The 23,350-nt window shown below is 61.6% G+C and carries 16 protein-coding genes; 9 read left to right on the top strand and 7 right to left on the bottom strand.

Annotated elements, in window-relative coordinates:
* Positions 1-58: 58 nt before the first annotated feature.
* Entirely contained in the window at positions 59-1,507 is a 1,449-nt protein-coding gene (locus GFU70_RS13045) for an APC family permease (protein ID WP_153388163.1), read from the bottom strand.
* A gap of 183 nt (positions 1,508-1,690) precedes the next feature.
* On the bottom strand, positions 1,691-2,659 hold the full coding sequence (locus tag GFU70_RS13040; protein WP_058545920.1) for a helix-turn-helix domain-containing protein: 969 nt from the start codon (positions 2,657-2,659) through the stop codon (positions 1,691-1,693).
* Between the two features lie 215 nt (positions 2,660-2,874).
* On the opposite strand from GFU70_RS13040, the gene GFU70_RS13035 reads away from it, so the two are divergent.
* From GFU70_RS13035 to GFU70_RS13025, 3 genes are all read left to right on the top strand, one after another.
* A complete protein-coding gene (locus GFU70_RS13035) occupies positions 2,875-4,248 on the top strand; it encodes an aspartate aminotransferase family protein (RefSeq protein ID WP_058545863.1) in 1,374 nt (457 codons plus the stop codon).
* A 45-nt stretch (positions 4,249-4,293) separates the two neighbouring features.
* The gene (locus GFU70_RS13030) at positions 4,294-5,748 is read left to right on the top strand and encodes an aldehyde dehydrogenase family protein (protein ID WP_153388162.1); all 1,455 of its coding nucleotides are present in this window, start codon (positions 4,294-4,296) and stop codon (positions 5,746-5,748) included.
* A gap of 107 nt (positions 5,749-5,855) precedes the next feature.
* A complete protein-coding gene (locus GFU70_RS13025; RefSeq protein WP_058545861.1) occupies positions 5,856-6,419 on the top strand; it encodes a cytochrome b in 564 nt (187 codons plus the stop codon).
* 176 nt (positions 6,420-6,595) lie between these two features.
* Here GFU70_RS13025 and fabF read toward each other — a convergent pair whose 3' ends face one another.
* From fabF to GFU70_RS13010, 3 genes are read right to left on the bottom strand one after another with little or no spacing between them, the layout of a single operon-like run.
* The gene (gene fabF / locus GFU70_RS13020) at positions 6,596-7,882 is read right to left on the bottom strand and encodes a beta-ketoacyl-ACP synthase II (RefSeq protein ID WP_058545860.1); all 1,287 of its coding nucleotides are present in this window, start codon (positions 7,880-7,882) and stop codon (positions 6,596-6,598) included.
* Between the two features lie 53 nt (positions 7,883-7,935).
* Positions 7,936-11,016 carry an efflux RND transporter permease subunit gene (locus tag GFU70_RS13015; RefSeq protein WP_153388161.1) on the bottom strand — a complete coding sequence of 1,027 codons (3,081 nt, stop codon included), beginning with the start codon at positions 11,014-11,016 and terminating at the stop codon, positions 7,936-7,938.
* Positions 11,013-12,122, bottom strand: coding sequence for an efflux RND transporter periplasmic adaptor subunit (locus GFU70_RS13010; RefSeq protein ID WP_153388160.1), 1,110 nt, complete (start codon positions 12,120-12,122; stop codon positions 11,013-11,015). The genes GFU70_RS13015 and GFU70_RS13010 overlap by 4 nt, the downstream gene beginning before the upstream one ends.
* Before the next feature lie 209 nt (positions 12,123-12,331).
* Between GFU70_RS13010 and GFU70_RS13005 the strand changes: the two genes are divergently transcribed.
* Positions 12,332-13,792 carry an efflux transporter outer membrane subunit gene (locus GFU70_RS13005; RefSeq protein ID WP_153388159.1) on the top strand — a complete coding sequence of 487 codons (1,461 nt, stop codon included), beginning with the start codon at positions 12,332-12,334 and terminating at the stop codon, positions 13,790-13,792.
* 262 nt (positions 13,793-14,054) lie between these two features.
* Here the strand turns inward: GFU70_RS13005 and GFU70_RS13000 are convergent, their stop codons facing one another.
* Positions 14,055-14,675, bottom strand: coding sequence for a TetR/AcrR family transcriptional regulator (locus GFU70_RS13000; protein WP_003202289.1), 621 nt, complete (start codon positions 14,673-14,675; stop codon positions 14,055-14,057).
* 101 nt (positions 14,676-14,776) lie between these two features.
* Positions 14,777-15,202 carry a VOC family protein gene (locus GFU70_RS12995; protein ID WP_058545856.1) on the bottom strand — a complete coding sequence of 142 codons (426 nt, stop codon included), beginning with the start codon at positions 15,200-15,202 and terminating at the stop codon, positions 14,777-14,779.
* 102 nt (positions 15,203-15,304) lie between these two features.
* Between GFU70_RS12995 and GFU70_RS12990 the strand changes: the two genes are divergently transcribed.
* The 5 genes from GFU70_RS12990 to GFU70_RS12970 all read left to right on the top strand — a co-directional run bounded on the left by GFU70_RS12990 (position 15,305) and on the right by GFU70_RS12970 (position 23,247).
* On the top strand, positions 15,305-16,183 hold the full coding sequence (locus tag GFU70_RS12990; protein WP_058545855.1) for a LysR substrate-binding domain-containing protein: 879 nt from the start codon (positions 15,305-15,307) through the stop codon (positions 16,181-16,183).
* Between the two features lie 243 nt (positions 16,184-16,426).
* On the top strand, positions 16,427-17,191 hold the full coding sequence (locus GFU70_RS12985; RefSeq protein WP_116643769.1) for a substrate-binding periplasmic protein: 765 nt from the start codon (positions 16,427-16,429) through the stop codon (positions 17,189-17,191).
* A 189-nt stretch (positions 17,192-17,380) separates the two neighbouring features.
* Complete coding sequence (mexE, locus tag GFU70_RS12980) at positions 17,381-18,634, top strand: multidrug efflux RND transporter periplasmic adaptor subunit MexE (protein ID WP_116642319.1); 1,254 nt, start codon at positions 17,381-17,383, stop codon at positions 18,632-18,634.
* Positions 18,635-18,649: 15 nt separating this feature from the next.
* Entirely contained in the window at positions 18,650-21,829 is a 3,180-nt protein-coding gene (locus GFU70_RS12975; protein WP_116642320.1) for an efflux RND transporter permease subunit, read from the top strand.
* Positions 21,826-23,247, top strand: coding sequence for an efflux transporter outer membrane subunit (locus GFU70_RS12970; RefSeq protein ID WP_058545853.1), 1,422 nt, complete (start codon positions 21,826-21,828; stop codon positions 23,245-23,247). The genes GFU70_RS12975 and GFU70_RS12970 overlap by 4 nt, the downstream gene beginning before the upstream one ends.
* Positions 23,248-23,350: the final 103 nt, after the last annotated feature.

Here is a 23,350-nt window from a genome sequence, read left to right as displayed (position 1 = left end):
GGGAACCCAATGAGCTTAGCCTGATCCTTCTCAAGCGCCATCAATACTGCGCGAGCACCTATAGCTTGTGACTACCCAGCACCCAATACCGCTGCGGTGCCGCCTTGCGCAGTCGCGCCGCGAGGAACACACCAACCAGCAGCGCTGCGGGGATGATGGCGCAGAGGCCGTACGACAAGGCCTTGCTCGCACCCGTCAGTACATCGAAATGCACCACCGCGATAAACAGCACCGCCAATAGCGCCAGGCAAGAGAAGCCCGGAAAAATCCGCCCACGCCAGATCCCCAGCTTGAGCTCGGGGTGGCGCTGGGCAAAGACCCATACCGCCGCGGACGTGAGCGCCATCAGCAAAATCACGCAAAGCGTCGCCAGGTTGGACAGCCAGGCAAACAGTTGCAGGATCGGATCGGCATCCATCGCGGCGAAGACCAGCACGACCACCGCAGAGATCAAGCTCTGCAACGCCGAGCCCATGTGCGGGCTCTGATGGACGCGATGAGTGGTGCCCAAGCGACTGTGAAGCAAACCGTCACGCCCGATGGCGTAGAAGTAACGGGCCGCGGCATTGTGGAACGCCAGCAACCCGGCATAGATGCTGACCATGAACAGCACGCGGATGACCTGGGTCAGGTGCGGGCCGACAAAGTGATCGGACATGCCATAGATAAACGTCGTCGGGTCTTGCAAGGCCTGAAGCGTGGAGACGATTTTGTCCGCGCCTACGCCGATCACCATCGACCAGACCGACAGCGCGTAGAAACCACCGATCAGCAAGACCGAACAGTAGGTGGCAATCGGGATCGTACGTTGCGGGTTCTTGGCCTCTTCGCCGTAGATAGTGGTGGCCTCGAAACCGATGAACGCGGCGAAACAGAACAGCAGGCCGATTGACGGCGTGCCGCTGAACACGTGGCTGCGATCAAACGCATCGAGGTTGACGCCGCTGTCGCCGCCGGTCCTGAGAATGGCGAAGTCCAGGAGCAGGATCGCCAGATATTCGGCGATCACAATGACCGACAACACCCGGGCCGACAGATCGATCTTGCGATAGCCGAGAATCGCAATGCTGGCCATTGCCATCAGCGAGTACGTCCACCAGGGCAACACCAGGCCGAACACGCTTTGCATCGTGCCGCTGACCACCCCACCGAACATGCCATACAGGCCGACCTGGAGAATGTTGTAGGCAAACATCGCCAGCACCCCCGCCGCACCGCCCACCAGGCCACCCAGGCCGCGCGAGGTGAACGCGTAGAAACCGCCGGCATTGGTGACGTGCCGGGACATGGTCGTGTAGCCCACCGAGAACGCCAGTAACACCAGCAAGGCCAGGATCAGCAACGCCGGTGTGCCCGCACCGTTGCCCAGCATGATGCCAATGGGAAAGCCGCCAGCGATGACACTCAAGGGGCTGGCCGCCGACACCACGAAGAAGATGATGAAGCCCACACCCAGGGCCCCACGCTTGAGCTCCGTGGAGCTGTTGACCGGGAGAGATACGCTCATGTTTTCTTGACCTTATGGTATGAGGCAGGCGCTGTAGGATCGATGCAGTCAACCGCTCACCGTCACCGAATAGCGTTATTGTTCTTGTCGCACGCTGGATTCGATCCTATGCCTCTCCCTGAACGTCCCACTATCCCAAATCGGTAACCAGAGACCTCTTCTCAAAAAAACCGCGACAAATATTCAAGCAAGCGCGCAACCGTTGATGGCAGCGCGTGCGGTTTGGGAAGGCAATTCGGCGAACAGTTCCTGATATTCCGCTGCAAAATGGCTGAGATGATAGAAGCCCCATTGGGCAGCGGCATCGCCGATCGAGAGATGCGACGCGCGGGTGGACATCAAGGTCCGGCGCACACCGTTGAGCCGCACGGAGCGCAAGTAATTGAGCGGAGTCGTCTCGGCAACCGAGCGGAAGCTGTTCTGCACGGTACGTCGACTCACCTGGAGTCGCTGGCACAACTCATCCACGCTGGGCACGTTGTTCAGTTCCGCGGTGGCCAGGCGATGGCATTTTTCGACAATGAAACTGCGCGTGGAGCTTGGCGTACGCTGCTGCTTGTCACAGGCAGGGTCGGTCATGAGTTGCAGCAACTCGTCGAGCATGGCTTGTTCCAGTGCCAGCTCCCGATCTTGCGCAGGGTCGAGCTCTTCGCTCGAGAGCGCCTGGGAGAATGCAGCCAGCATCCGACGTCGAGCGTCAGCATAGCGTTGCGTGGGGAGCCTGATCACCGGCTGGCGGAGTAACTGGCTGATTTCCTTGACCGACGCGGTTTGCGCCAACGCCTGTTCGAACAATTCACGTTCGAAGGTAATGGCCAGCAGTTCCATGCCCATCGGCATGTGGAACATGAACTCCTCGCCGCCATGAAGAAAGAACAGGCTGCTCTCGTCCACCTCCCGTCCCTGCATCCGAATCGAACCCGGGACGGTGATGGGCACGGCAAAGCACATCTTGCCTCGGGGGGCGACGCCATGCTGCACCACGCGTTGGTTGATCTGCTCGCGGAATACGTGGCATCGCCCCGTCGTCAACTGGATAAGCGAACTCTCGGCCGAACCAGCGGTTAACTGGTTGTAGTCCTGGCTCCACTCCTGGACGGTGGCGGCGTGGACATGGATGTCACGAAAATGGCTGATGTTCTGATTTTTCATGATGACGAAAGCCTCGGCCAATATTCTTGTTTTTAGAATGCCTTGTTGCGCGATATTCTCACATTAAGAGAATTCTGCAAATTTTCTTTGGTTCATGTCAGTGCTCTCGTGCTGACGCTCGATCCGGCCCGTCCAATGTGCCGATTCGGGCTACCGGCCAGGAACGGGCCACGAGGATGATCGGGGCACTGTAACCGACATCCTGAGAGACCGTCATGAGTGAAGCCAAGCTAGAATCCCTCCATTTCGCGGATGCCCCGCGGATCACCACCACCATTCCTGGCCCAAGGACCACCGAGGCCCTGGCATTGTCGGCGCGTACCGAGTCGATGGCCCGCGGCGGCGGACGTATGCCCGTGGCCATGGACCGGGCCTTCGGCGCGACCTTCAAGGACGCCGATGGCAACACCTACATCGACCTGTCCGCTGGCGTGGGCGTCAGCAGCGTAGGCCGCTGCCATCCGAAGGTGGTGCAGGCCATTCGCGAGCAATCCGAAGTGCTGATGCATGCGTTGGAAGTCAACAGCACCCGGCGCACCGAACTGGCCGCCAAGCTCTCCGAAATCGCACCCGACGGCTTGCGCGGCGACTGCATCACGTTCTTCACGCAAAGCGGCAGCGATGCGCTGGAGGCGGCGATCAAGTTCGCCAAACGTGTCACCGGGCGGCATCAGATCATCGCCTTCCACGGCGGCTACCACGGCGTGTGGAACGCCTCCGGTGCGCTGACCACAGGCACGGCCTACCGCAAGGGCTACGGCGCCCAGATGGGCGGGGTCATTCATGCGCCCTACCCTTATGCCTATCGTTTCCCCTTCGACACCACCCACAAAAGCGCCGAGCAGATTGCCGGTGACTACGTGGATTACCTGCTGAACACCCCCTACACCGCCGCCGATGACGTGGCCGCCGTGATCGTCGAACCGGTGCAGGGCGAAGGCGGTTACGTTCCACCTTCACCCGAATTCCTGCAACTGTTGCGCAAGGCCTGCGACCGCAGTGGCGCGCTGCTGATCGTCGATGAAGTGCAGTCCGGCGCCGGGCGCACCGGCAAGATGTGGGCGGTCGAGCACTCGGGCGTGAAGCCCGACATGCTCACCTTCGGCAAGGGCATCGGCAGCGACCTGCCGATGGCGGGCCTGATCATGCGTTCGGACCTGGCAGCCGCGATTCCTGACGGGTCGATGCCCAACACCTTCGCCGCCAACTCGTTGTCCGCGGCCGTGGCGCTGACCAATATCAGCATCCTCCAGGACCCAGAGCTTGATCTGCTCAACCGTGCCCACACGCTGGGGCTCCAAGCGCAGGAACGTATCCGTGGTTTCGACAGCCCGTTGGTCGGTGAAGTCCGCGGTCGCGGCCTGATGATCGGCATCGAGCTGGTCGAGGATCCGATCACCAAGGCGCCACTGGCACCGGACAAGATCGGCCAACTCATGGGCTACCTGTTGAACCACGGGGTGCTGATGATTCCCTGCGGTCGCTACAGCAACGTGATGCGGGTCATGCCCTCGCTGACGATTTCGCGCGCGCTGTTCTTCAAGGCCCTGGACATCTTTGGCGACGCCCTGGCCTCCCTCAAGGGATGAGGTGTGTACACCTCGACTACTCCACATCATTTGAGGGACTGCAAAATGACTCAACAGCTGAACCACTTCATTGAAGGCGCGTCCTTCGAGGCCTCCGACGGCCGTCGCATGACACTGGTCGACCCCGTGACAGAACAGATCTACGGCAGCTCCGCGCGCGGCACGGCCGAGGACGTGGACCGCGCCGTAGCAGCGGCACTCACCCAACTTGAGCGTGGCGCCTGGAGCCAGCTCGACGGTGCCCAGCGTGGCCGACTGTTGTCGAAGCTGGCGGACCTGGTGGAGCGCGACACCGACGTGCTGGCGGACCTGGACGCCAATGCCATCGGTCGCTCACCGATCGAACCGCGCCGGCTGGACGTACCCAACGCCATCGCCAACCTGCGCGCCGCCGCCGGCTGGGCCAATCAGCTGGAAGGCCGCACCATTCCCACCAGCGGCTACTTCGGCACCAAGGCCCTCTCGTACACGGTCCGGGAGCCGGTGGGCGTGGTCGGTGCCATCGTCCCCTGGAACTCGCCGCTGATGATCACAGTCTGGAAGCTCGCCGCTTTGCTGGCAGCCGGCTGCACCGTGGTCATCAAGCCCTCGGAAGAAACGCCGCAGTCGGCCCTGCACCTGGCGGCGCTGGCTCAGGAAGCGGGCTTCCCCGATGGGGTGATCAACGTGGTCACCGGCTACGGCAACGAGGTGGGACGCGCCCTGTGCGAGCACCCGCACGTCGCCAAGATCAGCTTCACCGGCAGCCCCGAGGCCGGACGCGAAATCCAGCGCACCGCCGGCGTACTTTTCAAGCACGTGGCCTTGGAGCTGGGCGGCAAGAGCCCGCAGATTGTCTTCGACGACGCTTCGTTCGAGGACGCGTTGTTCGGCTGCTCACTGGGCCTGTTCGCCAACCAGGGACAGATCTGCGCGGCGGGCTCACGCATCCTGGTCCAACGCAACATCGCTGATCGCTTCGCCGCGGCGCTTGCCGATGCCGCGCGAGCCGTCAAGGTCGGCGACCCTCGCCAACCCGGCGTACAGATGGGACCGGTGGCCAAGAAAGCGCAATTGGATCGCGTCAACCGTTACATCCAATTGGGCATCGACCAAGGTGCCACCCTGTTGGCCGGCGGTGTGTCGAACCCTGAGCGGGGCTGGTTCGTCCAGCCGACGATCTTCGCCAATGCCCGCAATGACATGGCGATCGCCCGGGACGAGATCTTCGGCCCCGTCGGCACGGTGATCACGTTCGACAGCGAAGATGAGGCGGTCGCACTGGCCAACGATTCCAACTACGGCCTGGCGGCCACGGTCTGGACCAGCGACCTGGTGCGAGCGCACCGCGTAGCCGCGGCGGTCAAGGCCGGTGCCGTGGGCATCAACTGCTGGAGCCCGCTGGACGCCAACCTGCCCTGGGGCGGCGTCAAGGCCAGCGGCGTTGGCCGTGAAGGCGGATTTGGCGGCGCGTTGGCCTATACCGAGGAGAAAGTCATCACCGTACTACTACCTAGCTGAGAACAAAAAACCGCACTGGCCGGACCACCCTCCAAGCCCCTGTGTCGTGGAGGGTGGCCGTTCAAACGTGCATTTGCGATGCCTTGATGATCGATGGAGAGACCGCGATGAATCCGGTAAATCAAACAATAATTGATCGGTATCCGACGTCCCTGCGTATGTTGCACTGGGTGCGCGCCGTGCTCATCGCCGGCCTCCTCTGGGCAGGCTGGCACATGACTGGGCTCGATGATGAAGTGGCGAGCAAATATGAACTCTATTACCCGTGGCACAAATCCTTCGGGGTACTGGCGTTTCTGCTGGCCCTGATTCAGATCACCCTGCGCGTGCGCACCCCCAGGCTGCCGCAACCGCCGCAGACGCTGGCACGGTATGAGCGAGTTTCCTCAAGGCTTGCGCACCGCACCTTGTATGCACTTCTGGTGATCGTGCCGTTGATGGGCTATTCGATGTCGAGCACCTACACGATGAGTGACGGGGTGTTCTTTTTCGGGATAAACCTTCCGGAGCTCCTTGGGAAAAATGACGACTGGTTCGTTGTCTTCCAATGGCTGCATAAGGTGCTCGCCTACACCCTGCTCGGTCTGATCCTGGTGCATATTGCCGGCGCCCTCAAGCACCGGTTCTTTGACCGGGACCCTCGAAGCGATGTTTTGCGCCGTATGCTGTGACGCTGACTTGACGAGGCATTGGCGCAAGGTGCCAATGCCTCGGGGCACAATATGAGCGTGATGCAAGTATTATCGGCAGGTGCTTAAGCTATTCGTTACCGCAGCAACGGATATATACCCTGCCGAAAATCCACTCATGAAAACCATGCTCGAAATCGAAGATCAGCTGTTCAAGCCTACGGTACCCAACGACGAAACAACACGCTGGCATTGACCCCACCGAACCCAAATCCATTGGAAAGCGCATGGGTAATCGGCATTTTCCTGGCCTTCAGGCCAACCAGATCAAGCCCCGCAGCAGCCTCGTCAGGATGAGCCAGGTTCAGGGTAGGCGGGACAATCTGGTCCCGAAGCGCCAACACCGTAAAAATAGCCTCGATACCACCAGCTGCCCCCAGAAGATGCCCGGTGGCCGACTTGGTGGAGGTAATCGCCACACCGGAGTCCGTGCCGAACACCGAGCGAACAGCCGCCAGTTCCCCGCTGTCACCAACCTGGGTGGACGTCGCGTGGGCATTGATATGTTGCACGTCCGAGGGGCTGACAGCGGCCTGGCGCAGTGCCTGTTCCATCGCACGCCGGGCGCCGTTGCCGTCCTCCGGGCCCGCCGTCAGGTGATAGGCATCGGCGCTGGTGCCATAACCCACCAGCTCCGCCAGGGGCTTGGCGCCACGAGCGAGGGCGTGCTCCAGCGACTCGATCACCAGCAACCCGGCCCCCTCGGCCATGACAAAGCCGTCGCGATCACGATCAAAGGGCCGTGAGGCCTCTTGCGGGCGCTCGGCAAAACCGGTGGACAGTGCGCGGGCGGCAGCAAAGCAACCCAGGGTCACGCGGTCGATCGCCGCTTCCGTACCGCCGCATATGGCGATATCCGCTTCGCCGCTTCGGATGAGCCTGGCCGCGTCGCCAATGGCCTGAACCCCGGCCGCACAGGCGGTTACCGGCGCGCCCAGAGGCCCTTTGAAACCGTGCCGAATGGAAACGTGCCCCGCGGCCATGTTGGCGAGAAAAGCAGGTGCCGTGAACGGCGACAATCGGCGCGGGCCACGCTCATCGGTGGTGCGTACGGCACCGGCAATGGCGCCAAAGCCACCCACGCCCGAGGCGATGAGAGTCGCCGTCCGTTCCTGGCCGTTGGCATCGGTCGGTTGCCAACCTGCCTGTTGCAATGCTTCTTCGGCCGCCACCAGCGCGAACTCGATGAAGCGATCCATCTTCTTGCGATCCTTGGCCGCAATGATGCGCTCCGGGTCGTAACCGGCGATGGCGTCCTCTTCCAACGTAGGCACCTGGCCGCCCACGGCCACGCCGGTTCCCTCGGTAATGTCGTCAGACAGGATACGAATGCCAGAGCGCCCGGCCAGCAGGCGTTGCCAGACTTCTTCGACGCCACAGCCCAACGGGCCGACAATGCCCACGCCGGTGACGACGATGCGTTTTTGACCTTGGGAAGTCATCATTGGAACCTCTTCATATCTCAGTCAATGTCACTAAAAAGCACAAGTGCGCTTGTTTAAACCTGCGGAACGGTCTGAGCATGCGTTGAATAGTCAGGACGGATCCTGAACCAGATGGAATACATCGCTGGCAGGAACACCAGCGTCATGATGGTGCCAACGAACGTGCCCCCGATCAGTGTGTAGGCCAGCGTCCCCCAGAAAACGGAGTGTGTCAGGGGGATGAACGCCAGGATGGCCGCCAGCGCCGTCAGCAGTACCGGACGGGCCCGTTGTACCGTGGCTTCGATGACCGCATGGAACGGGTCCAGTCCTTCCTGTTTGTTGTGATGGATCTGCCCGATCAGGATCAGCGTATTGCGCATCAGGATGCCCGAGAGTGCGATCAGGCCGACCAAGGCGTTGATCCCAAACGGCTGCTGGAAGATCAGCAGGGTCGGCACCACGCCAATCAGGCCCAGCGGTGCGGTGAGGAACACCATGATCATGGCCGAGATCGAACGCACCTGCACGATGATGATCAGCAGCGTCAGGGCCACCATGATCGGCACCAGCGGCACGATCGCCTTGCCGGCCTTGCCCGATTCCTCGATGGCCCCGGCCTGCTCGATCCGGTAGCCGTCAGGGAGGCTGGCGATGATCGGCTGCAGTTGCTTGACGATCGCGCTCGATACGTCTGGCGGCTGCAAGTCTTCGGCAATGTCACCGCGCACGGTGATGGTTGGCGTGCGATCACGTCGCCGCAGGATCGGCTCCTCCATACGCACATCAATCTCTGCGACCTGGGACAGCGGAATGCGCTGGCCTGCCGCACCCACCAGGGTAAACCCCTCGATCCTGGCCGGATCGAGCCGGATATCACCGGCAGCACGACCGACCACCTGCACTGAGCGGATGTCCTCGCGAACCGCCGTGATCGGTACCCCCGAGAGCAGGAATTGCAACTGCTGGGCAACGGCATTTGACGTCAGCCCCACCGCCTGCAAACGATCCTGGTCCAGACTGAAATGCAACGTCGGCGTCAGCGCCCCCCAGTCGGTATTGACGGTCCGCATCAGCGGGCTCGCCTGCATGACACTCTGGACCTGGTCTGCGATTTCACGCAATTTCGACGGGTCAGGCCCCATCACCCGGTAGGCAACCGGAAATGGCGAATACGGACCGAACACCAGTTGCGTCACACGGATACGCGCCTCTGGTGCGAGCCCCTCGGCAGCCGCCTCGCGGAGACGGAACTTGAGGGCCTCGCGCGCTTCCTGGCTCTGCGTCAACACCACGATCTTGGCGAACGAAGGGTCGGGCAGTTCCGGCGCCATCGCCAGGTAGAAACGTGGCGCGCCTTGGCCGATGTAGGCCGTGACGATTTTTGACTCATCCTGTTTCTGCAACCAGGCCTCGACCTTGGCAGTGGCGGCGCTGGTCTGCTCGATGGAGGTTCCATAGGGCATCTGCACCTCGACCATCACCTCGGGACGGTCTGACGTCGGAAAGAACTGTTTCTTGACCAGGCTCATGCCGAGAATCGCCACGACAAATGTCGCGACCACGGTGCCGGCCACCCACCACTTGCGCGCGATGACGCGGGTCAGGACCTGGCGAAAGCGATTGTAATGACGGGTGTTGTAGATTGCCGCGTGACCGCCCTCGACCTGCTTGATGTCCGGCAACAGCTTCACCCCCAGGTAAGGGGTGAACGCCACCGCCACCACCCAAGAAGCGATCAGGGCAATGCCGACGATCCAGAACATGTTGCTGGTGTATTCGCCGGCGGTCGACTGCGCGAAACCGTTGGGCATGAAGCCAATCGCCGTTACCAGCGTACCGGACAACATCGGTGCGGCGGTGTGGCTCCAGGCATAGGCGGAGGCTCTGATCCGGTCGTAGCCCTCCTCCATTTTCACCACCATCATTTCGATCGCGATAATCGCGTCGTCCACCAGCAGCCCGAGTGCCAGGATCAACGAACCCAGGGTGATCCGGTCGAAGTTCTTTCCGGTGGCCGCCATCACTACAAACACTATCGCCAGTGTCAACGGTACGGCGGCTGCGACCACAACGCCTACACGCCAGCCCATGCTGAGAAAGCAAACGAGCATTACAACCAGCAGCGCGACAAAAAATTTGACCATGAACTCACCGACGGCCGAGTCAATGTTCACGGCTTGATCGGTGACCTTGGTCAGCGTCATGCCCAGTGGCATGCCTTCATTGATCTTGGCGGTCTCCGCGTCCAGCGCCTTGCCCAGGTCCAGGCCGTTCCAGCCCTCACGCATTATGACCCCCAGCAACAAGGCCTCTTCGCCATTGTTGCGCACCAGGAAAGTGGCCGGGTCTTCATATCCACGCTCGACTGTCGCGACGTCCGAGAGCTTGAGCGTGCGGCCTTGAATCACAAGGGGCGTGTCACGAATGTTCGCCAATTTATCGAAGGCGCCGTCCACCCGCAGGACGACCTGTGGCCCGTTGGTTTCGATCGAGCCAGCGGGCGTGAGTACGTTCTGATTGTTCAGCGCGGCGAAGATATCCTGGGGCGAGACGCCCAAGGTGGCCAGTCGATCATGGGAGAACGACACAAAGATCCGCTCGGGCTGCTCACCGATAATGTTGACCTTCTTCACGCCCGCCACGTGCAACAGGCTCTGGCGCAACGACTCAGCATCACGTACCAGCAGGCGCTGCGGCTCGCCTTTGGCTTTCAGGGCGAACAGCGCGAACGTCACATCGGAAAATTCATCATTGACCATCGGCCCAATCACGCCCGCCGGCAACTTGAGTGCTTCGTCCTGGAGCTTTTTGCGCGCCTGATAGAACTCCTCCTGCACTTGCGCAGGTGGCGTGCGATCGACCAGCGACACCATGGTGAACGCCAGGCCGGGACGGGTGTAGGTGTCCGTGCGGTCGTACCACTTCAGCTCTTGCAGGCGTTTTTCAAGCGGCTCGGCGACCTGGTCCTGCATCTCCTGGGCGGTCGCGCCCGGCCATGCGGTGATGACAGTCAACTGCTTGACCGTGAACGGTGGATCCTCGGCACGCCCCAACTGGAAGAACGCCAAGGTGCCCGCGACGGCAATCAGGAAGATCAGGAACACGGTAATGGAGCGCTCGCGAACGGCGAGTGCCGATAAATTGAGGCTCATTGACGGCCCCCGGCAACCTTCACATCACCCGGTTGAGCCAGTCGCACTTGCTCACCTTCACGCAGCAGGTGGGCGCCGAGCCCGACAATACGCTCGCCAACATTGAGATTGCCGGCGACTCGCGCAGTGTCATCGCTCAAACTCAGAATGTGCACAGGTCGCCAAGTGACTTTCGCCGGTTCCCCCTTTATGACCCACACGCCGGTGCCGTTGCCCGGGTCAAAAACGGCAGCGATCGGCACTTGCAGTGCCTGGCGTTGCACGCTGTCTTCGGCGATGCGAAGCGTGACGGTCGAACCCAGCGGCGCATTGGCCAGCGCACCCTCCAGCACATACCGCGCCTCGAAGGTACGCGTCACGCGGTCAGCCGAATCCGAAAGCAGCCTCAGCTTCGCGGTGACCGCTCCGGTGGTGACGCCATAACGCGTCGCCTGTGCGGTAGCGCCTGCGGCAGGTCGCAGCGTCTCGGGCAATTGCACAACGGCTTCGCGCTGCCCCGCCCGCGCCAGTCGAACCACGGTTTGCCCGGGGCTGACGACTTGCCCGGGCTCGGCAAGCGTTTCCATCACAACACCGTCGGCATTGGCGAGCAGCACGGCATAACCCGAAGCGTTCTGGGCGACGTCAGCCTGCGCTTGCGCAGCGCTGAGTTGTGCCTCGGCAGTATCGGCAGCCGCTTTTATCTGGTCATAGCCCGATGCGGAAATAGCGCCTGCGGCGACCAGGTCGCGATAGCGTGCCTCGTCATCGGCGGTCTGCTTGGCCCGGGCCCGAGCGGCAGCGACCGCTTCCTGTTGGGCTCGCGCCTGCAGCCCCAGGTCGATGGGGTCGAGGCGCATCAACGGCTGGCCGCGTTTGACGACCTGTCCGCTATCGACCAGGCGCTCAAGCACCTTGCCCGCTACCCGAAAGCCCAGATCACTCTGGACCCGAGCCGCCACGACGCCGGTAAAAGATCGCGAGAGATCAGACGAACCCTGGACTTCAGAGACCCGCACCAGGGGCGCAAGCGTGCGTGGATCTTTAGCGGTGGATGAGTCGCCACACGCCGTCAGGACGAGAGGCAACAAGCAAGCGGCAAAGGTGACAGGTCGAAGCCGGAGCATAGGTTCCCTTTTGGGCAGATAGGACAGGAGCCTCATTCTCAATCTAGTGACCATTTCTGTCAATCGTCACAACTCATCACGGAGCACTCATCACAGCAATACTTGCCAATTCATAGGTGACCGCGCGACTGACTCCTATGAGCGCTCATTGACAGGTTGTGACCATAATATAATATGGTCACAACCCATCCACGGCTCCAGGAGTCTCAATGTCGCCCCTCCACCCCGCTGCTTTGCTGGTGAGCTTCAGCTTGATGACAGGCTGCACGGTCGGTCCGGACTACCAGCGTCCGGACGCTGCGCTGGCGCATCGTTACCTGGGCCAGGCGTCTGTCGAGCAGAGGTCCGCAGCGACATCGGCCAGCCTCGTCGCCTGGTGGGAAGGCTTTGCTGACCCAGTGCTCAGCGACCTGATTGCCCAGGCACTTGAGCAGAACCTGGACCTGGCCCAGGCTTCGGCCCGCGTCACCCAGGCACGGGCAGGCCTGGGGGCTGCAAATGCCGCGTTATTGCCCTCTGGAAACATCAGCGGGCAGGCCGCGCGCTCATACCAATCCGTGGAAACACCCCTTGGCCAAGTGCTGAACTCGACGCCTGGATACGATCGGTACGGCAACGCCTACGAACTTAACGTGGGGGCCAGCTGGGAAATCGACCTCTTCGGCGGCCTGCGCCGTGGACGCGAGGCCGCATTGGCCCAATACCAGGCGTCCGAGGCTGGCGTCGCGGCCACACGACTGGTCGTTGCCGCGCAGACCGCCGATCTCTACATCAGCGCCCGCGGGTTGCAGGCACGGCTGGACATCGCCAATCAACAAGTCAAGACGCAGCAGGATCTGTTGGAGAAAGCCCAACTGCTCTACAGCAAGGGCGTTGCGGCCAGCTATCAGGTTCACCAGGTCGAGGGCACCCTGTCGCAGGTCCAGGCGACGGTGCCCGTGCTGCAGACCGGCCTGGATGCCGCCATGAATGCGCTGGATGTCATGCTTGGCACGCCGCCCGGCACCCATCGCACGCAACTGGCGAACGGACGAAGCATCCCTCTGGCGCCACAGATAACAGCCATGGGAACCCCCGCCGATCTGCTGCGCCGCAGGCCCGACCTGATCGTGGCCGAGCGCCGTCTTGCCGCCTCCAATGCGCGTATCGGCGAAGCCGTCGCTGAGTACTACCCGAAATTTTCCCTCAGTGCGTTACTGGGCAGTGCCACAGCGGTTTCCGGCGGCAACCTCTTCACTGGCGATGCCAGCCAGGCGGCCGGCACACTGGGCCTGCGCTGGAGACTCTTCGACTTTGGCCGCATCAATGCGCATATCGATCAGGCCAAGGGGCAGGAAGCCGAAGCGCTGGCGGCCTACCGTCAGTCCGTATTGCGCGCCACCGAGGACGTCGAGAATGCCTTCTCCGCGCTGGTGAATCGAGAATCCCAGGCGAGCACCCTCACCCAGGGCGAAACCTCGCTGACGCAGGCCCGCCAATCGTCATTCATTGCCTATCAGAAAGGCACGGCCAGTCTGATCGATGTTCTGAATGCCGACGCGACGCTGCTGCAAGTCTCCGATGCGCGGGCGCAAGCGCGCATGGAGTCGGCACGGGCGGCGGTGGCGGCATTCAAGGCACTGGGCGGTGGCTGGCAGCCCCCTGAAGCCCAGCCGGTGGCAGCTCGCTGAGTTGATCAGATACAAGGCAATCACCGTGCTGACCTGGGCCACACCGCGCCGGTTTCATTGGGGCCTCATGGCACGCATCATGGGCGTCTGAGCAAGCACAAAGGCAGCTTTTTACCCTGGGGAACGACATTCCAAAGATATGACCATTTGTGCAAATGGTCACGAAGTGGATAAATAAAGGCGACTATCAGCCGCTGGAGCGGGAGGCGAATCGGATGGGTAAAGCGCCTGCAATGGCCTGGGTGCAATCTTCAGCCACAGTTCAAGGCATGAGGCTGCGCAAGATCAGGTTGCAGGTGAGCGTGGGGGCAACCTCGACGTAATCGAGGCTGTACTGCAGCAACAACGGATTGACGAAAGGCCGCAGCGCCAGATGGATCGCGTCTACGGTTTCGTCCAGTGGCGTCTTGCGTTCGAACTCGCCCAATTCCCGTCCCTCGCGCACGATTTGCAACACGAAGCTCTTGATCCGTGCGTTATAGACTTGCGAACTGGGCCATTGCTCCGACGCGGAAAACGCCGCAATGTCATAGAGCTTGCGGTCATTGAAAAACAGGTTAACGCCTGTGGTGATCAGGGCCTTGACCAGGCGGCGAAAACGCTCCGTCGCTGAAAGCCCGTCTTCACTGATGGCCTGCTCCACCGCCGCGACGATTTCTGCCAGGCACTGGCTGCAGATGGCCTCGCCAATCGCCTGCTTGGAGTCGAAGAACTTGTAGATGTAGGCCTTGGAGAACCCGATGGCCTTGGCCAGGTCGGACACCGTGGTCTTGCCATAACCGTATTGACTGAAATGCTCGTTGGCCGCCGCGACAATCTGGTTTCGAATGTCGTGATCGGCGGGGCCGCGGGTGCTGGGCGAAGGTATTGAGGGCTGGTTCATGGAGGCAGCTTACGCATCCTGAAGATCGTTGACAACTTGTGACCATTAAGTAATAGCGTCACAAGCCAGCCACTATCAACCTGTCGGCACGCCCCTTCCTTCTATTTGGCGAAAATCTGGCTCATATCCTTGAACGCCTTGAATTCCAGCGCATTACCGCAAGGATCGAACAGAAACATCGTCGCCTGCTCTCCAACCTGTCCTTTGAAACGTACGTAAGGCTCGATCACGAACTCGGTGCCAAAGGATTTCAGCCGCTCGGCCAGCGCTTCCCACTCCTGCCAACCCAGAATGATGCCGAAGTGAGGCACCGGCACGTCGTGCCCATCGACCGGGTTGCTGTGCACGCTCTCTTGGGAAGCGGTCTTTGGCTGTTCATGGATAACCAACTGGTGGCCATAGAAGTTGAAGTCGACCCAGTGGGCACTGGAACGCCCCTCTTGCAACCCAAACACTTCGCCATAAAAGGCCCGGGCGCCTGGAAGGTCATAAACAGGGATTGCGAGGTGGAATGGGGAAAGGCTCATCACGGCTCCTGTTGCTTTTTATAAGGACCGGGCCATCGTAAGGCTCGGTTCCAAACAAGAAAAACAATATATTTCTCTCAGTAACACAATTAATATTTGTGAATGATAAAAGAACTCAAGACCCTTATCGCCGTAGCACGGGAAGGTACTTTCGCTGCCGCAGGCCATAAAATCGGCCTCACCCAGGCGGCGGTCAGCGCACAGATCCAGCGCCTGGAGGCCGAGCTTGGCTTCGAGATTTTCGACCGCAAGGGACGCACGGCCCACCTCAATCGAATGGGCCATCAAATACTCTTGCAAGCGCAAGAGTTGTTGCGCCTTTACGACAATCTTGGCGCGAGCCCTGCCGGGCTTGCCCCCAGCGTGCTGGTGAACATTGGCGCTATCGCTTCGGTGCAGCGCTCCTTCCTGCCAGACGCGCTCGCCAGGTTTCACCAACAATGTCCGCAGTGCCGCACGCGGGTGCTGCCTGGCGTGTCGATGGAGTTGATCAACCAGGTGGATGCCGGCGAAATCGACATGGCCGCCATCATCCGCCCGCCTTTCTCGCTGCAAAGCGATCTGCGCTGGATGACCCTGGCGCTTGAGCCGTATCGCCTGATCGTTCCAAGCGCGCTCCCCGGAGAAGACTGGGTCGAACTGCTTGGCAGCCAACCCTTCATTCGTTATGACCGGGCGTCGTTCGGTGGCCGGCAGGTGGACCGTTTCCTGCGCAAGATGCATTTCGCCTTGCATGAAGTCAGCGAGCTGGATGAACTGGAAGCCATCATCAAACTGGTTGGAAACGGCGTCGGTGTGGCTTTGGTGCCGCAAACCGCGACCCACCGCAAATGGCCAGAGGGTGTGCGCGCCCTCGACCTCGCAGAGCACACCTTCCACCGTGATGTCGGGCTCGTCCATCGACCTCGACAAAGCCTCACCGAACCGGCGGGGATACTGGTGCAGTTGATTGCCGAGCAAGCCCGAGCCACCCCCGTATGAATCACACCTCTTTGCACCCAAACAAAAACCAATGCGCAGGCTCAAGGTTTTTGTCGACCGGATGATCTATACCTTCAAGTACACGCAGCCAGGCCAAGGCAACAGACTGGCGTGTGCTGATAAGACGACTGTGGCAAACCCGCTTCGGGTGCGCTACATGACATAAAACGTCGGCCTGCAAGACGCTGTTTTCCGCGCCCCCTTTTGGATGACGCCCCACTTTCCATGCCTGAAGTATTGATCATGAGCCCGAGCAAACGCGTTTTGAATGCCCCCACCAGAGCGCTATCCAGGCTTTGTCTGTTGTTACCGCTGTTGGCTGTCAACAATGCACGCGGTGAACCCTTGGAGATAGAACTGCATATCCTCGACGCGCCGCCGCTGACATTCGTCGACGACCCCAGGGGCCACGGAATCGTTGGCGATGTCGCCGTGGCGGCAATGACCAAGGCCGGATACGCCGTGAAAATCCATGTGCTCCCCTGGGCCAGGGCACAGAAGCATGTCAGTGAAGAACAGGACCACTTGATCACGCCCCTTTCGCGCATCCCCACCCGTGAGGATCGCTTCACCTGGATCGCTTCGATCATGCCCATGGAGCGCGCTTTTTTCAGCCTTGAGCGGCGGGTGAGCAGCTTTGCCCAAGCGAAGGAAACCTACCGCAAGATCGGCGTCGGCCTGGGCAGCGCACAGGAAGATATCCTGCGCACAGAAGGGTTCAGCGATGAGCAGATCCATCCGCTGGCCATTGGCGACAACCCCGCCCAGTTGCTCTTGATGGGGCGCATCGATGCGTGGTTCAACGGTGTACCGGAGAGTCGGTACATCTGGCCGAAGGTATCCAAGCGCAAACTGCTCATGAGCCCGGTCGGCAGCAGCGCCGATCTATACCTGGCCTGCTCGAAGCAATGCTCGCCAAAAATGGTCGAGGATTTGCGCGAAGCGGTTGAAGCGCTTCGCGCGGATGGGACAGTCAAGCGGGTTCATGACATTTATCTGCCACAGTAGGCGGTGGTGAGGGGATAAATCCCCCCGCCACAATAATTCCACATCTAATGAACCGTATTGCCGGACCAGAGTCCTTATCGATGGCTTATATCATTCTGAATGATAGTTACCTTTGCTTCATTCGATTCGTTCCTCTGCCTTGTGCCACGCATCATCCGCCCATTCTCAATACATTGGCGGATGCTATCCATGGAACATTCACTTTCAAAACTGCGTTTTCCCCTCGCGCTGCTGGCGGTGCTGGTGATGAGCGCCTGCGGCAAGACTCCCGACACGGCAGCGTCCATGCCGCCGGCCAAAGTCAGTGTGGCCAAGGTGCTGGAGCAGCCTGTCAACGAATGGGATGAGTTCACCGGCCGCCTTGAAGCACCGGAAACCGTCGAGATCCGCCCACGGGTCTCCGGGCAGATCGACGAAGTGGCCTTCACCGAAGGTGCGCTGGTCAAGAAAGGCGACCTGTTGTTCCAGATCGACCCACGCCCCTTCCAGGCTGAAGTACGTCGCCTCGAAGCCCAACTGGCCCAGGCTCGCGCCACCGCCACCCGCAGCGCGAACGAAGCCCAGCGTGGTGAACGCCTGCGCTTGAGCAACGCCATTTCCGCCGAACTGGCCGACTCGCGTACCAGCGCCGCCCAGGAAGCCCGGGCCGCCGCCGCGGCTATCCAGGCACAATTGGACCTGGCCAAGCTGAACCTGAGCTTCACCCGGGTGACCTCGCCCATCAGCGGTCGCGTCAGCCGGGCGGATATCACCGCCGGCAACCTGGTGACTGCAGACGTCACCCCGCTCACCAGCGTGGTTTCCACCGACAAGGTCTACGCCTACTTCGATGCCGACGAACGCGTCTTCCTCAAGTACACCCGACTTGCCCGCCAGGGCAAGCGCGGCCAGGCCACGCCGGTCTATATGGGCCTGTCCAATGAGGACGGCAACCCGCACCTGGGCCACATGAATTTCATCGACAACCAGGTCAACCCGCAGACCGGCACCATCCGTGGCCGCGCCGTGTTCGACAACAAGGACGGCGCCTACACCCCAGGGCTGTATGCCCGACTGAAACTGGTGGGCAGCGGCACTTATTCCGCCGTGCTGATCAATGACGAAGCCGTGGGCACCGACCTGGGCAAGAAGTTCGTACTGGTGATGGACGCCGACAACAAGCCGGCCTACCGCGCCGTCGAGTTGGGGCCGAAGATCGAAGGACTGCGCATCGTGCGCAACGGCCTGAGCAAGGACGACACCATCATCGTCAAAGGGCTGCAACGGGCTCGCCCCGGTTCGCCGGTCACGCCTGAAACCGTGCCGATGGCCAGTGAAGAAACCATCGCCGCCCTGGCACAACAACGAAAAGCGCTCGAAGCCAGCAACCTGCCCCAAGTCGCGCCGTCCAAGGCCGCGTCAGACTCGGCAGGCAAGTTGGCCGCTGCGACCCCACGCGGTTAAGGGACTGAATCCAAGATGAAATTTTCCCAGTTCTTCATTTCGCGGCCGATCTTCGCAGCGGTGCTTTCGCTGCTGATCCTGATCGCCGGCGCCATCTCGCTGTTCCAGTTGCCGATCAGCGAATACCCGGAAGTCGTGCCGCCGACCGTGGTCGTGCGCGCCAACTTCCCGGGCGCCAACCCCAAGGTCATCGGCGAAACCGTGGCCGCGCCCCTGGAGCAAGCCATCACCGGTGTCGAGAACATGTTGTACATGTCCTCGCAGTCCACCGCCGACGGCAAGATCACCCTGACCATCACCTTCGCCCTGGGCACCGACCTGGATAACGCCCAGGTGCAGGTGCAGAACCGCGTCACCCGGACCGAGCCCAAGCTGCCGGAAGAGGTGACCCGGATCGGTATCACGGTGGACAAGGCCTCGCCCGACCTGACCATGGTCGTGCACTTGACCTCGCCGGACAAACGCTACGACATGCTCTACCTGTCCAACTACGCCCTGCTCAACATCAAGGATGAGCTGGCGCGCCTGGGTGGTGTGGGTGATGTGCAACTGTTCGGCATGGGCGACTACTCGCTGCGAGTCTGGCTGGATCCGAACAAGACGGCTTCGCGCAACCTGACTGCCACCGACGTGGTCAACGCGATCCGCGAACAGAACCGCCAGGTGGCTGCCGGCGCCCTGGGTGCGCCGCCAGCGCCCAATGCCCAGGCTTTCCAGCTGTCGATCAACACCCAGGGTCGCCTGGTGAATGAGGAAGAGTTCGAGAACATCATCGTTCGTTCCGGCGCCAACGGTGAGATCACTCGCCTGAAGGACATCGCCCGGGTCGAACTGGGTTCCAGCCAATACGCCCTGCGTTCGCTGCTGGACAACCAGCCGGCGGTGGCGATCCCGATCTTCCAGCGTCCGGGCTCCAACGCCATCCAGATCTCCAACGACGTCCGCCAGAAGATGGAAGAGTTGAAGAAGGGCTTCCCGGCCGGGATGGACTACAGCATCGTCTATGACCCGACGATCTTCGTCCGTGGCTCCATCGAAGCGGTGGTGCACACCCTGTTCGAAGCACTGATTCTCGTGGTGCTGGTGGTGATCCTGTTCTTGCAGACCTGGCGCGCCTCGATCATTCCATTGGTGGCGGTACCGGTTTCGCTGATCGGTACGTTCGCGGTGATGCACCTGTTTGGCTTCTCGTTGAACGCCCTGTCGCTGTTCGGCCTGGTACTGGCGATCGGTATCGTGGTGGACGATGCGATCGTGGTGGTGGAGAACGTCGAACGAAACATTGGTCTCGGGCTCACGCCGGTGGAGGCCACCAAGCGCGCCATGAGCGAAGTGACCGGCCCGATCATCGCCACCGCCCTGGTGCTGTGCGCGGTCTTCGTTCCGGCGGCATTCATCAGTGGCTTGACCGGGCAGTTCTATAAACAATTCGCCTTGACCATTGCGATTTCGACCGTGATCTCGGCGTTCAACTCCCTGACCCTGTCGCCGGCGCTGGCCGCGGTGCTGCTCAAGAGCCATGACGCGCCCAAGGACCGTTTCTCGCGGTTGCTGGACAAGGTATTCGGCGGCTGGCTGTTCCGTCCGTTCAACCGCTTCTTCGAGCGTGCCAGTCATGGTTATGTGGGCACCGTCGCCCGGGTGATTCGTAGCAGCGGCATCGCGCTGGTGCTCTATGCAGGCCTGATGGTGCTGACCTTCTTCGGTTTTTCCACCACGCCGACTGGCTTTGTGCCTGGCCAGGACAAGCAATACCTGGTGGCCTTCGCCCAACTGCCGGACGCCGCGAGCCTGGATCGTACCGAAGACGTGATCAAGCGCATGTCCGACCTGGCCCTCAAGCAACCGGGCGTTGAAAGCGCCGTGGCCTTCCCGGGCCTGTCGATCAACGGTTTCACCAACAGCCCGAACGCCGGCATCGTGTTCGTGACCCTCAAGCCCTTCGACGAGCGCAAGGACCCGAGCATGTCGGCCGGCGCCATCGCCGGTGCCTTGAACGGCCAGTTCTCGGAGATCCAGGAAGCCTACATGGCGATCTTCCCGCCGCCGCCGGTACAGGGCCTGGGCACGATCGGTGGTTTCCGCCTGCAAATCGAAGACCGGGGCAACCTGGGCTACGACGAGCTGTACAAAGAAACCATGAACATCATCGCCAAGAGCCACAACGTGCCGGAACTGGCCGGACTGTTCACCAGCTACACCGTGAACGTGCCCCAGGTCGATGCCGCCATCGACCGTGAAAAAGCCAAGACCCATGGCGTGGCCGTCAGCGACATTTTCGACACCTTGCAGATCTACCTGGGCTCGCTGTATGCCAACGACTTCAACCGCTTCGGCCGTACCTACCAGGTCAACGTCCAGGCCGAGCAGCAGTTCCGCCTCGAGTCGGACCAGATCGGCCAGCTCAAGGTGCGCAACAACCGTGGCGAGATGATCCCGCTGGCGACCTTCATCAAGGTCAGCGATACCTCGGGGCCAGACCGTGTGATGCACTACAACGGCTTCATCACCGCTGAAATCAACGGTGCCGCCGCCCCGGGCTACAGCTCCGGCCAGGCTGAAAAAGCCATCGAGAAACTGCTCAAGGACGAACTGCCCAACGGCATGACCTACGAGTGGACCGATCTGACCTACCAGCAGATCCTCTCGGGCAACACCGCGCTGTTCGTGTTCCCGCTCTGCGTACTGCTGGCGTTCCTGGTGCTCGCGGCACAGTACGAAAGCTGGAGCCTGCCATTGGCGGTGATCCTGATCGTACCGATGACCCTGCTGTCGGCAATTACCGGGGTGATTCTCTCCGGCGGCGACAACAACATCTTTACCCAGATCGGCTTGATCGTACTGGTAGGCCTTGCGTGCAAGAACGCAATCCTGATCGTCGAGTTCGCCAAGGATAAACAGCTCGAGGGCCTGAATCCGCTGGCGGCGGTGCTGGAAGCGTGCCGTCTGCGTCTGCGGCCGATCCTGATGACCTCCTTCGCCTTCATCATGGGCGTGGTGCCCCTGGTGTTCTCCAGCGGCGCCGGTGCGGAAATGCGCCATGCCATGGGTGTAGCGGTGTTCTCCGGGATGCTGGGCGTAACCTTCTTCGGCCTGCTGCTCACCCCTGTGTTCTATGTACTGATCCGCAACTTCGTCGAGCGCAGCGAGGCCCGCAAGGCGGCCCGGGCTTTGAAACTGGAGGCGCAACAATGAGTTTGAAAGCGTTCGTGCCGAGCCTGCTGGCGTTGGCCTTGAGTGCCTGCGCCGTGGGCCCGGACTACAAGGCCCCACAAACGGAGGCGGCGAATATCACCACCGCCACCGACGGCGCCGCCGGCCAGAAGAATTTCGACCGTGCCCGTTTCGAAGGCATCTGGTGGCAGCAGTTCGACGACCCGACCCTCAACGCGTTGGTGACCCGATCCCTGGAAGGCAACCGCGAGTTGCGCGTGGCTTTCGCCCGTCTGCGGGCCGCCCGGGCGATTCGCGATGACGCCAGCAATGACGCCATGCCGACCATCACCAGCCGTGCCAGCAGCAACCTGGGCAAAGGCCAGATCCCGGGGCAGACCACCGACCGGGTCAATACCGAGCGTTACGACCTGGGCCTGGACATGGCCTGGGAGCTGGACTTGTTCGGACGCATCCAACGCAACCTGGAAGCCACCGACGCCGATCAGCAGGCCGCCGAAGCCGATCTCTATCAATTGCAGGTGACGATGATCGCCGAATTGGTGGATGCCTACGGTCAGTTGCGCGGCGCGCAACTGCGGGAAAAAATTGCTCTGGCGAACCTCAAGAACCAGCAGGATTCGCGCAAGATCACCGAAAGCCTGCGTGATGCCGGCGTCGGCGATCAGCTCGATGTGGTGCGTGCCGATGCCCGCCTGGCCTCGGTCGAGGCCAGCGTGCCGCAACTGCAGGCTGAACAGGTGCGCCAACGCAATCGCATCGCCACGTTGCTGGGCGAGCGTCCGGACAAACTCAGCGTGGACCTGAGCCCGAAACAGTTGCCGGCCATCGCCAAGGCCCTGCCCATCGGCGACCCGGGTGAACTGCTGCAACGGCGTCCGGACATCCTCAGTGCCGAACGCCAACTGGCCGCTGCCACGGCGCGCATAGGCGTGGCCAAGGCCGATCTGTTCCCACGGGTCAGCCTGAGCGGTTTCCTGGGCTTCACGGCTGGACGCGGCTCGCAGATCGGCTCCTCGGCGGCCAACGCCTGGGCGCTGGGCCCGAGCATTACCTGGGCGGCTTTCGACCTGGGCAGCGTGCGGGCGCGCTTGCGCGGTGCCGACGCCGAGGCGGACGGCGCCCTGGCGACCTACGAACAGCAAGTGCTGCTGGCCCTGGAAGAATCGGAGAACGCCTTCAGTGACTACGGCAAGCGCCAACAACGGCTGATCTCGCTGATCCGCCAGAGTGAATCGAGCCGTGCCGCCGCCGACCTGGCCGAGATTCGCTACCGCGAAGGCACTGTGGACTTCCTCGTGCTGCTCGACGCCCAGCGCGAACGCCTGGCCGCCGAAGACACCCAGGCCCAGGCCGAAGTGGACCTGTACCGCGGCATCGTCGCGATCTACAAGGCCCTGGGCGGCGGCTGGAAACCGGAGACCGTTGCCAGCAACTGACCCCCTTCTCAACCGAGCTCCTTTGGTTGGCCGCAACCAGCCAAATTTTTGCCCCGCTTCTCATTTGGACGCGGGGCTTTTTTTCGGCTGGCGCTAACCTCGA

The organism is Pseudomonas brassicacearum, assembly GCF_009601685.2.
Lineage (GTDB): Bacteria > Pseudomonadota > Gammaproteobacteria > Pseudomonadales > Pseudomonadaceae > Aquipseudomonas > Aquipseudomonas kilonensis_B.
This window is presented reverse-complemented; position numbering and strand designations above follow the sequence as displayed.